The sequence below is a fragment of the Chitinophaga cymbidii genome (assembly GCF_007992715.1).
Lineage (GTDB): Bacteria > Bacteroidota > Bacteroidia > Chitinophagales > Chitinophagaceae > Chitinophaga > Chitinophaga cymbidii.
Map to the genome: position 1 here is coordinate 1,452,650 of NZ_BKAU01000001.1, position 15,397 is coordinate 1,468,046.

13 protein-coding genes are annotated in these 15,397 nt (G+C 52.7%); 5 read left to right on the plus strand and 8 right to left on the minus strand.

All coding sequences use genetic code 11. The annotated features are described in order from the left end of the window. Positions 1-49 precede the first annotated feature (49 nt). Positions 50-1,999 (minus strand): serine hydrolase, encoded by a 1,950-nt coding sequence (locus CCY01nite_RS26740; protein WP_222614314.1) that lies wholly within the window; start codon positions 1,997-1,999, stop codon positions 50-52. Positions 2,000-2,254: 255 nt separating this feature from the next. Here CCY01nite_RS26740 and CCY01nite_RS05780 point away from each other — a divergent pair, with 255 nt between their 5' ends. Together CCY01nite_RS05780 and CCY01nite_RS05785 are read left to right on the plus strand one after the other, a co-directional pair. Beyond that, the gene (locus CCY01nite_RS05780) at positions 2,255-3,274 is read left to right on the plus strand and encodes a fumarylacetoacetate hydrolase family protein (protein ID WP_146858663.1); all 1,020 of its coding nucleotides are present in this window, start codon (positions 2,255-2,257) and stop codon (positions 3,272-3,274) included. Next, entirely contained in the window at positions 3,271-4,152 is an 882-nt protein-coding gene (locus CCY01nite_RS05785; RefSeq protein ID WP_146858665.1) for a flavin reductase family protein, read from the plus strand. Before CCY01nite_RS05780 ends, CCY01nite_RS05785 begins: the two co-directional genes overlap by 4 nt. A gap of 7 nt (positions 4,153-4,159) precedes the next feature. On the opposite strand, the gene CCY01nite_RS05790 is transcribed toward CCY01nite_RS05785, so the two are convergent. After that, positions 4,160-4,909 carry a DUF4197 domain-containing protein gene (locus tag CCY01nite_RS05790; protein ID WP_246129860.1) on the minus strand — a complete coding sequence of 250 codons (750 nt, stop codon included), beginning with the start codon at positions 4,907-4,909 and terminating at the stop codon, positions 4,160-4,162. Between the two features lie 10 nt (positions 4,910-4,919). After that, positions 4,920-5,747, minus strand: coding sequence for a universal stress protein (locus CCY01nite_RS05795; protein WP_146858667.1), 828 nt, complete (start codon positions 5,745-5,747; stop codon positions 4,920-4,922). 236 nt (positions 5,748-5,983) lie between these two features. On the opposite strand from CCY01nite_RS05795, the gene lysS reads away from it, so the two are divergent. The 3 genes from lysS to CCY01nite_RS05810 all read left to right on the plus strand — a co-directional run bounded on the left by lysS (position 5,984) and on the right by CCY01nite_RS05810 (position 10,456). Next, complete coding sequence (gene lysS, locus CCY01nite_RS05800) at positions 5,984-7,510, plus strand: lysine--tRNA ligase (protein WP_146858669.1); 1,527 nt, start codon at positions 5,984-5,986, stop codon at positions 7,508-7,510. A gap of 206 nt (positions 7,511-7,716) precedes the next feature. Further along, a complete protein-coding gene (locus CCY01nite_RS05805) occupies positions 7,717-8,094 on the plus strand; it encodes a DoxX family membrane protein (RefSeq protein WP_146858671.1) in 378 nt (125 codons plus the stop codon). A 232-nt stretch (positions 8,095-8,326) separates the two neighbouring features. Next, complete coding sequence (locus tag CCY01nite_RS05810; protein ID WP_146858673.1) at positions 8,327-10,456, plus strand: S9 family peptidase; 2,130 nt, start codon at positions 8,327-8,329, stop codon at positions 10,454-10,456. A gap of 574 nt (positions 10,457-11,030) precedes the next feature. On the opposite strand, the gene CCY01nite_RS05815 is transcribed toward CCY01nite_RS05810, so the two are convergent. From CCY01nite_RS05815 to CCY01nite_RS05835, 5 genes are all read right to left on the minus strand, one after another. Further along, positions 11,031-11,369 (minus strand): tRNA-binding protein, encoded by a 339-nt coding sequence (locus CCY01nite_RS05815; RefSeq protein WP_146858674.1) that lies wholly within the window; start codon positions 11,367-11,369, stop codon positions 11,031-11,033. 243 nt (positions 11,370-11,612) lie between these two features. Continuing rightward, on the minus strand, positions 11,613-12,602 hold the full coding sequence (locus tag CCY01nite_RS05820) for a potassium channel beta subunit family protein (protein ID WP_146858676.1): 990 nt from the start codon (positions 12,600-12,602) through the stop codon (positions 11,613-11,615). Between the two features lie 179 nt (positions 12,603-12,781). Beyond that, positions 12,782-13,342, minus strand: a complete 561-nt coding sequence (lptC, locus tag CCY01nite_RS05825; protein WP_146858678.1) for an LPS export ABC transporter periplasmic protein LptC — start codon at positions 13,340-13,342, stop codon at positions 12,782-12,784. A 41-nt stretch (positions 13,343-13,383) separates the two neighbouring features. Further along, positions 13,384-14,676 carry a BamG family beta-barrel-assembly machinery protein gene (bamG, locus tag CCY01nite_RS05830; RefSeq protein ID WP_146858680.1) on the minus strand — a complete coding sequence of 431 codons (1,293 nt, stop codon included), beginning with the start codon at positions 14,674-14,676 and terminating at the stop codon, positions 13,384-13,386. Beyond that, positions 14,657-15,391, minus strand: a complete 735-nt coding sequence (locus tag CCY01nite_RS05835; RefSeq protein WP_146858682.1) for a type III pantothenate kinase — start codon at positions 15,389-15,391, stop codon at positions 14,657-14,659. Before CCY01nite_RS05835 ends, bamG begins: the two co-directional genes overlap by 20 nt. Positions 15,392-15,397: the final 6 nt, after the last annotated feature.

Below are 15,397 nucleotides of genomic sequence, written 5' to 3' on the forward strand. Positions count from 1 at the left end.
GTAGGGAAACAATCTTTTCAAGTTACAGCCGGGGGACTTCCGCTACATCTCAAAGGTCTTCCGACAGCAACCGGGGTATGGTAACCAATTCATATTGATTACGCTGCAAATATCGTATCAATTTATCCAATTGAAAATAAAATTTATCTATACGCCGTGGGTCTGTACCAATATGCAGCAGCAGGATAAACCCGTTAAGCCCCGCTGGCCGCTGATTTTCAAAGTGTAAGATAGATTGGAGGATGGTCTCGCTGTCCCGGTAACTTTTCCCCATTTCAGGGTAAGTGTAGTCCGCCGTGCTGCGCGTTCCGGGGCTGAAATTCACCAGTTGCAGGCCCAGACCGGAAGTCCACTGCACAATGGAATCATTGTACCATTCATACGGCGGCAGGAAATAGTGCGGCGCCGGAAGGCCGTGCTTTTCCATGGCCCGGTAGTTCAGCGCCAGATCGTCCTCAAACTGCCGGCGGGTCACCAGCAGGCTGTCCCGCTTCGCCCAGTCGCAATACAGCAAATGCCGCCCGGAATGCGGCCCCAGGTAGTGCCCGTCTTTCTTCAGCCGCCGGATCAGGGGGGCGAAAGCTTCCGTTTCATAAAAGGTGCCTGTCAGAAAGAACGAGGCCGGCGCCTTGCGTTTCTTCAGCACGTCCGCAATATGCCGCCCGCCATCCGCGAATTCATGCCCGGTAAATACGATGGCTATACGCTTTTTGGTGGTATCGCCCCGTGTGATGGCGGCGGGTGGCTGCCCCAGTCCGGCCGTAGCCTCTTCAAAAAGTGAAAGGTCCGGTTCGTGCGGGCGGTTGCGTTGCAGCTCGTGCTGATAGATGATGTCCCCTACTTCTTTAAAAAAAGGATACCCGATTTCCTCGTATTCGTATTTGTTATCGTTCAGCACGCCGTCCCGGTTCACATAGATATTCCCGCTGATCATGAACTCCACTTTGTTTTTGAAGTCCGCGAAATAAGCCACATCCGTCAGGAAGCCGTAAGACCAGCCGGTCTTATTGAACACCCGGATGTAAGGTGGTATTTTGCCTTTGCCGGCCTTGAACCGGAAAAACTTCGTGTAGCTGTCAAAAAATTCCGTGGTGTCGTAAGCGGGATGGCGGGATTCAAAAGGCAGGGCCGCCATGTACCGGTATAAAAAACGGTAATCGTCCGCCGCCAGGTTGAACCGTTTTGACGCCGGCACCGAAGCGGGGAACAACACGGATTGCAGCTGCTGCTGAAGGTCTTCCAGCGGGGCATTGTTGTGCCGCGTGAAATCCATCGGCGTGTTTACAAGCTGCTCGTTTCGGTCGTAGTGCGCTTTCCCGATGAATACCGGTTTGCTGAAATCATACGTCAGGGTGCTGACGGCGGCGGGCTGATCGTATATGAGCTTCCCGTCCCGCTCAAAGCGCACGGGGTTCGTATGCCGGTTCTCTTCTTCATTCATCGATACAAAACGGCGTACGATACGCATCCGCGGATATCCTTTCGCCCACAGCTTTTCATGGATCGTTTGCTGCCCGATGAATTCATACAAGCGGTTGTACGCATCGTTGTCGCTGACGAGGAACACTTTTTTGATGTATTGCGCAATGGACGGCAGGCCGTTTTCCGTCGAAGTGTCCCGGTATACGCGCGACTGCCCGCTGAAAGCGCTGTCCGTGAACATCGGCGTGTATTTGTCAAGCCCCTGCATGTTCAGCTCGTTCAGTTTTTCCAGCGCGAGAAAGGCCAGTGGCATTTTTACGGTGGATGCGGGATTGAAATACTGATTTGCGTCCAGATGATAATAGTAATGCCTGAATACCGGCCTGTTCTTCGCATCGCGGTTAATTTGGGTGTAGATGAGCTGGCAGTGAAAGGAATCGGGATGCTGCAGTACATGCCGCAGCGCGGGCGAAGCATGTTTGAGCAGCAGCTCCTCCAGGAACCGGTCCGTTTTCGGCTGGGCCATGGCAGTGAGGGCGCAAAGCAGCAGGATGATGGTTGACGATAAGCGAGGCATACCTTAAAGCTATAAAAATTTCGTTCTCCAAAAGGGCTATATTTGAAGCCGTAAAAACACCAAAACGCAACGGACAGGCCTGGGAGAAGACAGATGGAGCGTGGCTGCCGCATTATCCACCTGACATGCTTCCGGGCCTGACACAGACCATTAAAAAATCAAACCAGACCAATGAAACCGAGCATGGTACATTTATCGCACAAGGCTATGTTAATGCGAGGTTCCATCTGGCCAGTAAAAAATCAATTTTAACAGATGAAACTTGTTACGTATTTAAGAGAGGAAGTAGATCAGCTGGCGATGCTGGTGAACGGGCAACTGTACAACCTGCAGGAGCTGCACCCGGACCTGCCCACCACCATGCACATGTTCCTGCAGATGTGGGAAGAAGTGATCGACCTCGCCAAAAGCATCGATGCGCAGCTCAAGGCCGGCAAAATGCCAAGGGCCAACACCTGGGGCGTGCCGTATGACAACGCTACCCTGCTGGCGCCGGTGCCTTTCCCCACTTCCTGCCGTGATGGCTATGCTTTCCGCCAGCATGTGGCGGCGGCGCGCCGTAACCGCAAAGTGGACATGATCCCCGAATTCGATCAATACCCGATCTTCTATTTCACCAATCATAACGCCATCCAGGGCCCCGGCGACATTTACTGCATGCCGGACCACTTCAGGAACCTGGACTTCGAGCTGGAAGCCGCCATCGTGATCTGCAAGCGCGGCCGCAATATCACTGCGGAAGAAGCGGATGAATACATCGGCGGATATATGATCATGAACGATATGAGCGCGCGCCTGCTGCAAATGGAAGAGATGAAGCTGAACCTCGGCCCCGCCAAGGGGAAGGACTTCTCCACCGTTATCGGCCCGATGCTCGTAACAGCGGATGAGCTGGAACCTTACCGCATCCCCGCGAAAGAAGGGCATACCGGCAACGCCTTCAATCTCTCCATGCGCTGCTGGGTAAACGGCCAGCAGGTGAGCGAAGGCAATATGGGCGATATGGACTGGACCTTTGCGGAGATCGTGGAGCGCTGCGCTTATGGCGCGGACATCCTGCCCGGCGATGTGATCGGCAGCGGAACAGTGGGCACCGGTTGCTTTCTTGAACTGAACGGCACCGGCAAGCTCAATGACCCTAACTACACGCCGCAATGGCTGCAACCCGGCGATGTGGTGGAAATGGAGATCGAAGGGCTTGGCAGGCTGAAGAATACCATCGTTGCGGAAGACTCGGAATTTTCCATACTGGCCCGGAAAAAGAACGTACAATGAAAATAATTCCCGGAGAGATCAAGACCAACCAGCTGCACGCCTACCTGCTGGGCGCCGTAGCGCCCCGCCCCATCTGCTTTGCCAGCACGGTAGACGCGGAGGGCCAGCCTAACCTGTCGCCTTTCAGCTTCTTCAATATTTTCGGTTCCAATCCGCCCACGCTCATTTTTTCCCCTTCCCGCAGAGTGCGAGATAATACGGTAAAGCATACACTGGAAAATATTCTGGCTACCCGCGAAGTGGTGATCAATGTAGTCACGCATGCGATGGTACAACAGGCGTCTTTGTCCAGCTGCGAATACCCGAAAGGCATCAGTGAATTTGAAAAGGCCGGCTTTACGCCGCTGGCGTCTGACCGCGTGAAACCCTTCCGGGTAAAGGAAAGCCCGGTGCAGATGGAATGCGTGGTGCGGCAGGTGGTGGAAACCGGCACAGAAGGCGGCGCGGGCAACCTCGTGATCTGCGAGCCGGTGTTGCTGCACATAGATGAAGACATACTGGACGCAAATGGCCGGATCGATCCGCAGAAGATCGACCTCGTAGCGCGCATGGGTGGCGATTATTATTGCCGTGCGTCGGGGAATGCGGTGTTTGAAGTGGCGAAGCCCAACCTGCAACTGGGCATCGGCGTGGATGCATTGCCCTGGGGCATCCGCAACAGCAGCATCCTTACCGGCAACAATCTCGGGCAACTCGGCAATGTGCATGAGCTGCCGGTGATAGACGCCGCTTTCCATGACGAGCATCTAAAGAACATCATTCAATATTACAGCGTGAACCCCGATGAAATGGAAAAGGAGCTGCATACCTACGCGAAGCAGCTGCTTGCGGAAAACAAGGTGCCGGAAGCCTGGCAGGTGCTGCTGGCGGGGAGTTGACGGAAGCTTAGCTATTGCCCCCGAAAACTTTCTTTAGCAACTCGGAGGTCCTGGCCGCGGGGTTTTCACGGATAGACAGCTCTTCTTTCGCGATCTGGTCGAACAGCGCTTTCACCGCTTTTTCCGTTACATATCCTTTCAGGTCAGGATTGAGCTTGTTGAAAGTGGTAGGCAGGCTGTTGTATTTTGTGACGATATCACCGTAGTATTTCGTGGCGCTGGTCGTGTTCAGCGCACTGTCGATCACCGGTGAAAATGCCGCCGTCAGCTGCGCGGTCGTCTTGTTCTGGAAGAAATCCGTTGCGGAACGTTTGTTGCCGCTGGTGAGCAGTGCAAGCGCATCGTTGATGGTCATTTGTTTGATGGCATTTACAAAGATCGGTTTGGCAAAACCCACGGCCTCTTCCGCCGCGCGGTTGATCTGCAGGATGGCTTTATCCACCTGGCTGCCGAGGCCGATGCTGCGCAGGGCTCTCTCGGCCTTCAGCGCGTCCGGCGGTAATAACACCTTGTAGAGTTCATTCCCGAAAAAGCCATTCTCTTTGTTGAGCAATGAAATGCCGGCGCTGACGCCTTTTTCCAGCGCTTCTTTGATACCCATTCCCGCTTCATTCTCGGAAACATTCGCGGTGGAACCGCCTGTAGAGGCGGATTTCAGAATACCGGAAGCTTTTTTCAGTATCTGCGCTTCGGTAACAGTGTGCAGGCATAATACACCCGCCATCAGTAAAACAGTTCTTTTTAGCATAGTTCTCATCACAGGGATTTTATTCATGAATAGATAGTAACGGGATGTGTGTATTGAAAGCGATCCTCGAAGTGGTGCTGCGTTTGAAAATGCTGTCGAACAGCCCGTGTTTTTTCGGGATGATGAGCAGCAGGTCGGCAGCCTCCTTTTCGGCAAACGCTGTAATGCCTTCCACCGTATTCGGATGGTCTACAAAATGATATTGCGGATTGTAGTTGTGCAGCATGTTGTCCAGCTCCTGGTTTTCTTCCGGGTGGATGTGCTCGCGGCCTTCCTTCTGGATGTTCAGTACATGCAGCTCCGGTTTGAAGATATCGAGCACCATATGCAGCACGTCTTTGCGGGTGGTCTTGGCCACTTTGCGGAGATCGCAGGCGAATACTACTTTCCGGATTGGCCGGAAGCTTGCCTGGGTGGGCACTACGATCACCGGGAAATTGGAGTTCTTCACCACGTCCACCGTATTGGAGCCTACCAGTATCTCTTCCAGCTGGCTGCCGCCGGTGATGCCCATAATGATCAGGTCCGCCTGTTCGTCTTTGCAGACCTGGTCGATATTGGCGGCCAGCAGATGGTTGTCCGCCCGGAAATCCAGCGTTACGCTTGCCGGAAGGGCCGGGGAAAGAAGCGATTTCATTTTCTCCAGACCTTCAATGCTGGCGGCCTTCAGGTCGTCCATATTCACCATGGGCACGGCGGTAGGGAGGTCTGGTATAGGCACGATCAGCTCATACGCATGGTAAAGTATGATGCGGGAAGCGCCCGTCTGCTCCGCGAGGCCAATGGCATAGCGGGCAGCGTTATAGGCTGTTTCCGAGAAATCTGTTGGGACAATGATGGTTTTCATGCCGGGTGGTTTTAACTACAATTTAAGCAATAACCGAACCAATTACAGTGACTAAAGGAACAAAAAAAGTTGATATCCGTCATCTGCCGCAAGGCAATTTGGATATTTTTTAACAGGATGGTCATGCTGAAATAGCATGTTTCCATGCAGGGAAAACCACTGAAATCAACTATTTTTGCACTCCGTTGCACGGCCCTGGCGCCGCATGACGGTCAAAACCAGTATTACAAACAAAAATGAGCGTAACTACCCAACAACAGCTATCTGAGCAGGAGATCATCCGCCGTGAGAAGCTCCAGGAGCTTACAAACCTGGGCATCGACCCGTACCCGGCGCCCGAATATCCCGTGAATGCATATTCCGTGGATGTCAAGGCCGGCTACTCCGAAGAAACCAAAGATCAATACCAGGACCTCTGCCTCGCGGGCCGCATCATGAGCACCCGCGACATGGGCAAGGCGAACTTTGCGGTGCTCCAGGACAGCAAGGGACGCATCCAGCTATATATAAAACGGGACGAGATCTGTCCCGGTGAAGATAAAACCCTGTACGACCAGGTATGGAAAAAGCTGACGGACATCGGTGATTTCATCGGCGTGAAAGGTTATGCTTTTGTGACCAAAACCGGCGAAACTTCCATTCACGTCAAGGAACTGACCGTTCTCGCCAAATCGCTCCGTCCTTTACCCGTCGTGAAGGAAAAAGAAGGAGAGACCTTTGATGCGGTGACCGATCCGGAATTCAAATACCGTCAGCGGTATGCGGACCTCGTGATCAATCCGCAGCTCCGGGAAACCTTCATCAAGCGCACCCGCCTGATGCAAACGATCCGGGATTTTTATAACGGGCTGGGATACCTCGAGGTAGAAACGCCCATCCTGCAAGCGATCCCCGGCGGAGCGGCTGCCCGCCCTTTTATCACGCATCACAATGCGCTGGACATGCCGCTGTACCTCCGCATTGCCAACGAACTGTACCTGAAAAGGCTGATCGTAGGCGGCTTTGAAGGGGTGTACGAGTTTGCGAAAGACTTCCGGAATGAAGGGATGGACCGTACCCACAACCCCGAGTTCACCGTGATGGAAATGTACGCCGCGTACAAAGACTATGAGTGGATGATGCGCACTACGGAAACATTGCTCGAAAAAGTGGCCGTAAATGTGAACGGCGACTCCAAAGTGCAGGTGGGCGATAAAGTGATCGACTTCAAAGCACCGTACCGCCGCGTAAGCATGTACGACGCTATTAAGGAACATACCGGCATCGATATTACGGGCATGGACGAAGCGCAGCTGCGCGATGTCTGCAAGCAGCTGGACATCCACGTGGAAGCCAGTTCCGGTAAAGGCAAGCTCATCGACGAGATCTTCGGGGAAAAATGCGAGCATCACTATGTGCAGCCCACATTCATCATCGATTATCCCGTGGAAATGAGCCCGCTGACCAAGAAGCACCGCAGCAAGGAAGGCGTGGTGGAACGCTTCGAGCTGATCTGCAACGGCAAGGAAATTGCCAACGCCTATTCCGAGCTGAACGATCCCATCGACCAGCGTCAGCGCTTTGAAGAGCAGGTGTTGCTGATGGAAAGGGGGGATGATGAAGCGATGTATATCGATTATGATTTCCTGCGCGCGCTGGAGTACGGCATGCCGCCGACCTCGGGTATCGGCATCGGTATTGACAGGCTGACCATGCTGATGACCAACCAGCCGTCTATCCAGGATGTGCTGTTCTTCCCGCAAATGCGGCCGGAGAATGCCTGATGGAAAAAATATTTGAACTTTTTACAAGAGGATGTATCAACGCGATACATCCTTTTTTTATCCCTGAGCAGCCTTCGTTTGTGTTCCTGTCAACACAACGGCCACACGGCCGGCCGGCCCGGCCACTAGAACGTCGCCATCAGGGAAAACAGCCCCCTCATTGAACCCCAACCCCGCTTTTGGGGTTATTACCTAAACTTCTACCCATGAAAATTCTCATTCCCACTAAATTCGCCATCGTGCTGTACGCACTCGTATTCCTGTACTTCGGTTTCAATCACCTCGCGCACGGGCAGGAAATGGCGCCGCGTGTGCCCGTTCCCGGTGGCGCTTTCTGGATATATTTCACCGGCGTGGCCATGATAGCGGCCGGCGTGGCGATCATTTTCGGGAAACCGGCACGCATTGCAGGATACTTGCTGGCCTTGCTGCTGCTGACATACATCATTTCCATCCATTTACCGGGACTTATCCAGGGAAAACTGGAAGCTCCCGGGAACCTGCTGAAAGACTTCGGCCTCATGGCCGGCGCCATTATCATCGCCAACATTGCACCAGAAAAGAAAAACAGGGCGGTAAACTGAATTACTGCCCTGCTTTTTTTGACCATATCCTATAAAAAACTATTTGAATATACTGTGGTTTGTATATAATATATAACGCCACTTACTGCTTTACGTGCCTGGCTTCATAACCGGTTGTTTTATGACGATGGCCGGTTACCATTGATATATTTCCTTTCCATATATTCGCTTTTCATCTTTATTTTCGTCGGATAGCGGCGAAAAGCACCGCAATTTCAACCTGTTTAAAATTATGAGAAGTACATCCAAATCCTTCCCGGCATGGCTGGCCGGTCTATCCCTGCTTGCAGTATTACCAGCCGCTGCCCAGGAGAAAAAAGAACTGACCTTCGACCAGATCTTCACCCATCCCGTGAGCATCACGGAGCCGCTGCCGCAGATCCGCGGGTGGGCGGACAAAAGCCATTACATTGAAACGCGCAACGGGCAATCGCTTTCGGTGGATGCCAGGACCGGGAAAACGTCGCCATACACCGCACCGGCGGAAACCGGCAGCACCGTATCCGTGAAGGACAACGATATTTTCCTGCGAACGCCCTCCGGCGAAGAGATCCGGCTAACACAGGATTCCGCGGTGGAAAAGAACCCCACCCTTTCCCCCGACGAAAAATATGTGGCCTTTACCCGTAATAACGACCTGTATGCGGTGGAAGTGGCCTCCAAAAAAGAAACACGGTATACCACCGACGGCTCTGATGTGGTATACAATGGATGGGCATCCTGGGTGTACTATGAAGAAATTCTCGGCCGCGCTTCCCGCTACCGTGCCTTCTGGTGGAGCCCGGACAGCCGCCGGATCGCATTCATGCGCTTCGACGATACGCAGGTACCGATGTTCCCCATCTATAGCGAAGTAGGCCAGCATGGCTTCCTCGAAAGAACACGCTATCCCAAGGCGGGTGATACCAATCCCGAAACGAAACTGGGCGTTGTGCCCGTCACCGGCGGAAACATCACCTGGGCGGATTTCAATTCCAAAGACGACCAGTATTTCGGTCAGCCCTTCTGGACACCCGATGGCAGCGCGCTCTGGGCGCAATGGATGAACCGCGGGCAGGACAATCTCATTATCTATGCCATCGATCCGCAAACCGGCGCCAAAAAGCCGGTGTACGACGAAAAGCAGGCTACGTGGATCGACTGGTTCACCGATATTCACTACCTCTCCGGCAACAAAGGCTTTATCCTGAAAAGCGACAAATCCGGCTGGGACCACATCTACCTGTTCAATATGGACGGCAGCCTGAAGGAACAGCTCACGAAAGGCGACTGGCGCGTGCGGCAGATATTACAGATCGATGAAAAAAAACAGGTGATCTATTTTACGGCGCGCAAAGAAGCCAGCACCCGTTTTGATCTTTACAAAGTAAGCCTTCGCGGCGGTGAGCCCCAACGCCTGACCTTCGGTGATTTCTCCCACGACGTAAAACTGGCGCCGGGCGGGGATTACTTCCTCACCGTTTACAGCAACATGCGCACACCGCCCAGGATGGCGCTGCTGAACGACAAAGGCAAGGTGATCCGCGAGCTGGGCAACGCCAGAGGCGAGGCATTCGACAACTATGTGCTGGCCCTGCCGGAGCTGCGGACCTACAAGACCCGCGACGGCCTCGAATTGCCGATGACCATCATCTGGCCGAACAAAATGGAAAGCGGTAAAAAATACCCGGTGCTGATCAGCATTTACGGCGGTCCGGATGCCGGCACCATCTACGATACCTGGCGCCCCAACCCGGCCACCCAATGGTACGCCAAAGAAGGGCTCATCCAGGTGGTGATGGATAACCGCGCCGCCGGCCATCTCGGCAAGAAAGGCATGAACGCCATCCACCGCCAGCTGGGCAAACACGAGATCGAGGATTATATGGACGGCGCCAAATGGCTGATCACCCAACCCAACGTGGACGCCTCGAAGATCTGTATCACCGGCGGCAGCTTCGGCGGATATATGACCTGCATGGCGCTGACCTACGGCGCGGAGGTATTCACCCACGGCGTCGCCAACTTCTCGGTGACGGACTGGCAACTGTATGACAGCCATTACACAGAACGTTATATGGACACGCCGGCGGAAAACCCCGAAGGCTACCGCATCACTTCGGCGATCACCCACGCCGCGAAATACAAGGGCCTCCTGCGCATCATACACGGCACAATGGACGATAACGTGCACCTGCAGAACACTATTCAGCTGGTGAACCGCTTCCAGGACCTCGGCAAACACTTTGAGCTGATGCTCTACCCCGGCGAACGCCATGGATGGGGCGGGCCCAAAGGCACCCATTCGAAGAACGAGATGTACCGTTTCGTGTATGCAAACCTGTTGGAGAGACCCCTGCCGGAAGGGTTTAAAGGGAATTGATAGAAATCCCGCGGAAGATAAGGCAGTTGACGGCGCCCGGCAATGGAAAAACTGCTGACAGTACGGGCTGCTTCTCCAGATCAGCAAACCACAAACAACAAGGGCCGCTTCTTTTCGGAAGCGGCCCTTGTTGTTTATTCAATGCGGTAGGGGCAAAAAAACAGGGCTGCAAGAATACAGCCCCGAAAAATTTTAACCATATCTTTATTGAAAAACCTGTTACGAATTTCCATAATTTAGAAGTAACTCTAATCCTCAAACTAGCGAATGCTATAATATTTCTGGTAAACGTGCCGAAAATCCCCTTAAACGATTTGGTGCAAGGCTGTAAAAATCGCCGAAAATGGCCTTCAAGATAAGTTTATGCGAAGCGTCAGGAAATGAAAAAAGGCGGTAAGAATACCGCCTTTGTAATAATTTTAACCATATCCTATGAAAAACCTGAGTCAAAGATATAGCGGTTCTGATCCTTCGCAACCCCATTTCCGTGAACGCCATAAAATTGTTGGTAAAGGTCAAAAATCGGCTAGGCAGCATACGGATTAAATAAAAATTTAAATTAAAAATAATACCGTTATGCTATCCTGTGCCCGTTCTTGACAGGGCGGTCCGGCTGCAACAGCACTATTTCCTTCTCTTCACCTACCACGCCCAGCACCAGGCATTCTGAAAAGAAATTGGCGATCTGCTTGACCGGGAAATTGATCACAGCAATGACCTGCCGGCCTATTAAACTTTCAGGCTTATACAACTTTGTGATCTGCGCGGAGGAGCGTTTGACCCCTATTTCCGGGCCGAAATCCACTTCCAGCTGATAGGCGGGGTTCCTGGCCTGGGGGAATACCTTTGCGGTCAGCACCGTTCCCACATGCATGCGTACTTTCTCGAAATCGTTCCAGCTAATGGTTTCCATGACATAAATATTTAATACCCGGAATTTAGCAAAAGAGAAGGAAAAAACGGGAAGGCGGGGCAAAAAAATAGGGCGTTAAGAATAACGCCCTCAAGTATTTTTAACCATATCCTATGAAAAACCAAGACAAAGATAGACACACCTTGCTTTTTGTCAATCTGGATTTGGTAAGTGAAACGATTTAGCTCGTAAACGTGTTGAAAATCCTACTGTTAACATCGATTTAACCAACGCCATTCACCCTTAATGGGTAGGTGCGTGCGGCGCCGTTTGCATAATGCCGTCTATCTCCTGCATCACCGCATCTGTAAGGCTGCCAACCACTTCCACGGCTTTGAGGTTTTCGGTCAATTGCGCTTCTTTGGTGGCGCCGAGGATAGCAGTGGTCACATTCGGGTTTCTGATGCACCAGGCGACCGATAAAGTGGCAAGGCTGGTGTTCAGCCGGTCCGCCACCTCCTGCAGTTTGACTACCTTCTGAATATTGCCTTCCAGCAGGTTCCTGTTTTTCAGCCATTCATACCCTTCAAGGCCCAGGCGGGAGCCTTCCGGAATGCCCTTGTTGTATTTGCCCGTGAGCAGGCCGGATGCCAGCGGGCTGAAGATGGTGGTGCCAAGCCCTACTGTCCGGAAAACAGGCAGGTACTCCATTTCCATTTTTTCCCGGCGGAACAGGTTGTATTCCGGTTGTTCCATCACCGGCCCGATCAGGTTGTATTGCCGCGCGATCATATGCGCTTCCATGATCTCGGCGGCCGTCCACTCGGAGGTACCCCAGTAGAGTATCTTTCCTTGCTGGATGAGGATGTTCATGGTCCATACCACCTCTTCCACCGGTGTATTCCTGTCCGGCCGGTGGCAAAAATACAGGTCGAGATAATCCACCTGCAGGCGCTGCAGCGCTTCGTGGCAGGCTTCTACCAGGTGTTTACGGCTGAGGCCGGTCTGGTTCGGCTTGTTGTCAGCGCCGCGCCAGCCAAAATAAGCTTTGCTGGATACCGTGTAGGAGGTACGGTCCCAGTTCTTTTTCTTCAGCACCCTTCCCATCATTTTTTCCGATTCTCCCAATGCGTATATCTCCGCGTTGTCAAAGAAATTCACGCCATTGTCGTAAGCGATGCCCATCAGCCTGTCAGATAGTGAATCGTCTACCTGGCCATGAAAGGTTACCCAGCTGCCGAAGGACAAAACGCTCAGCTGCAGTCCTGATTTACCCAGTCTTCTGTATTCCATTTGTTAAAGATTGAAGTTGTGATGATCAAAAATAAAAATTCAGGCTTCTATTCGGAAGTATTGAAAAATAATACTTTGGCATGGTTGTTGGGCCAAATAGACAAGAAATTTAGGTTAAAAAATAGGTTAAAGCGCAAAAACCCGGTCAATTGACCGGGTTTTTGCGTAATGATATTCAACTAATCGAAATTGACCATGCTATCCGGCGGCAGGAAGCTGCCGTAGGCGTTGATGAACTGCCACCAGGAGAAGTCCTGGTTCGCTTCCAGGCCCTGGCCGTACAGGGTATCACCGGGACGGGCCACGCGGCAAAAGGTATTGGATACGAACAGCTTTCTTTTATCGTCCCATTTCAGTTCCTTGCAATCCAGCCGCTCTTTCGGGATCATGCCTTTGAAGTAGCTGATGAACACCACGCTGTCCCGCAGCAGGATGTTATTGTTTTTCTCCTCCATCCGGCCATAATTGGCGGTGAGGATGCTGGTCTGAATGAGGGAATCGTTATAGAATACTACCCGGAGGCTCCTGGGGAATTCGGTGTAGGCGGGCTGTTCAACGTGCCGTTCCATATAGGGAGCGGTGAGCACTCCTTTCACATGGGCTGTCTGGCTCATGATGGTTTCCACGTTGAAAGCCTCTTCTACTCCTGCTTTGTCTTTATCCAATGCCCGCACGGCATTCATATCGTTTTCGCAGCTGCAGCAGATTAAAGCAAGAGCGAGGTATAAAAGGTGTTTCATCTGTACATTTTGATGATCAGGCGGCAGATGGAACGTCAGGATTAATCGTATTTGGTTTTGATGAACCAGCGGTCACTCAGGGTGAAGCCTATCGTCAGCTTGTAGAAAGTTTCCTTTGCGATGTTCACGTCCCCGCGGGTGCCTACTTCAAATGCGGCATTGATCTGCGAGAACTGGTAGCTGAACGGCATTCTTCTGACCGGCAGGCCGAGGCCAACGGTAAAGCCCATAGCGGTCATGTCTTTATCCGCGAGCTTTACGAAATCCTTTCCGTAGTATCCACCGAGCCTGTAAGTTACTTTATTCCAGTAACCTGTCAATGCCCCGGCATTGGGAACAAACTGGCCGCCAACGCTCAGCTTCCAGCTGTTCTGCGTGGAATCCGGCTCTCCGTAATTACGGAAGTTGCTCCATTGGGCGGTGGTATAGTCCACGCCGATCATGAACTTGTCTACCTTGTTCAGCATAATACCGCCGCCGAATTGCTGCGGGTAAAGGATCTCGCCGCGCGCACCTTTTTCGTAGAGCACAGTGTCCTGCGTATCATATTCGTCGGAAGAGGCGTCGTAATAAAGTGTTTCACGCATGCGTTCCCTGCGGGCCTTGAGCTTCTGCTCGAGGCTGCCGGTGGCGCCGATGGTCAGTTCCATATCTTTACTCAGGTCGATCGTCTGCTGGATACCAACGTTGTAGAAGAAGCTGCCGTAGTCGTTGCGGCGGCTGTGCCTGGAGGGGAGGATGGTGGAGGTGACCGGGTACAGTTCTTTGGTGCTGTTCACCACGTTCCCGAAAACATATCCAACATTCACGCCTATACTGAAATTGCCGAGGCCCACGCCTGTACCGGCAAATACCTGGTACAAGCCGCCACTGCCTTCATACTGGTGCACAACCGGCACTTTCAGGGTATCGAAGAATGTTCTTTCCTCGTTTTCCGCAATGTTATAGGATACCCGGCTTACCGGCCGAAGGCCGAAGGCCAGGCCCCATTTTTTGGAAAGGGGGATGCCGAGCTGAAGGTAACTGAGCGTGCCGAAGCCGGCGCGGGAGTTCACTTCATTGTTGGTCAGCCTGCGTACGCCGCCATTCAGCGCCACGTCAAAAGTGGTGAGCTGCAGGTTGGAATAACTGGCAGGGTTGAGAAAGTTTACGGACTGGGCGGAATAGAACGCCTGTGAAACGCCCCCCATACCCAGGTTGACAGCGTTTTCGGAGCGGGAAAGCTCTCCCAGGCCGAAACGCGAGTAAGGTGAATTATCCTGGGCGGCAGCATTTTTTGCCGAAAGCACAGAAAAGCCTAACAGGCAAAAGAAGCTAGCTTTTGTCCAATACATTGCGTTCTACGATTGAATTTAAACCTTTATACAATAAATACGGGCTTGCAAATATCTTATTTTTAAGGCGGGAAGCAAAAAAATCCAAATTACCCCCTGTTAAAAGGACGTTAAAGTTCCCATATCTGCGGCCATAGGCCGCGATCATCCCTTCCACCTCCGCCAGCGCCCCTTCCTGAACGCCGCTGAGAATGCTTTGCCGCGTATTGTAGCCGATAAAGGAATATTGCGTGTCCGGCTTCACGAGGGGCAGTTTGTCCGTGAACGTATGCAGGGCGCGGAAACGCATATCAATACCGGGACTGATCCCTCCGCCCAGGAAGGCGCCGGTCTTGTGCAGAAAATTATAGGTGATGGCGGAGCCGGCACCGATAATGAGGCTGTGCTGCCCGGGAAACTGGCTCCAGGCGCCGGCGGCCAGTGCAATGCGGTCTACGCCGAGCGTTTCGGGCTTGTCATATGCCAGCTGAATGGGCAATGGAATGGAGTGCTGCAGCCGGATGAACGTGGTATGCGCCGCCAGCAGGGTTTCCAGCTCCTGCGGATGGTCTATTACGGAAGAAAGGATGCTTGCGCGGGGCTTGAACGTATCCAGTGCGCGGCGCACCGCGCCGGCCAGGTCGTCTTCCGGGAAAAAAAGTTCCTGCTGTAATTCCCCCTGCTGCATCACGCCGCATTTCAGGCGGGTATTACCCAGGTCCAGGCAAAAGATCATGGCGCC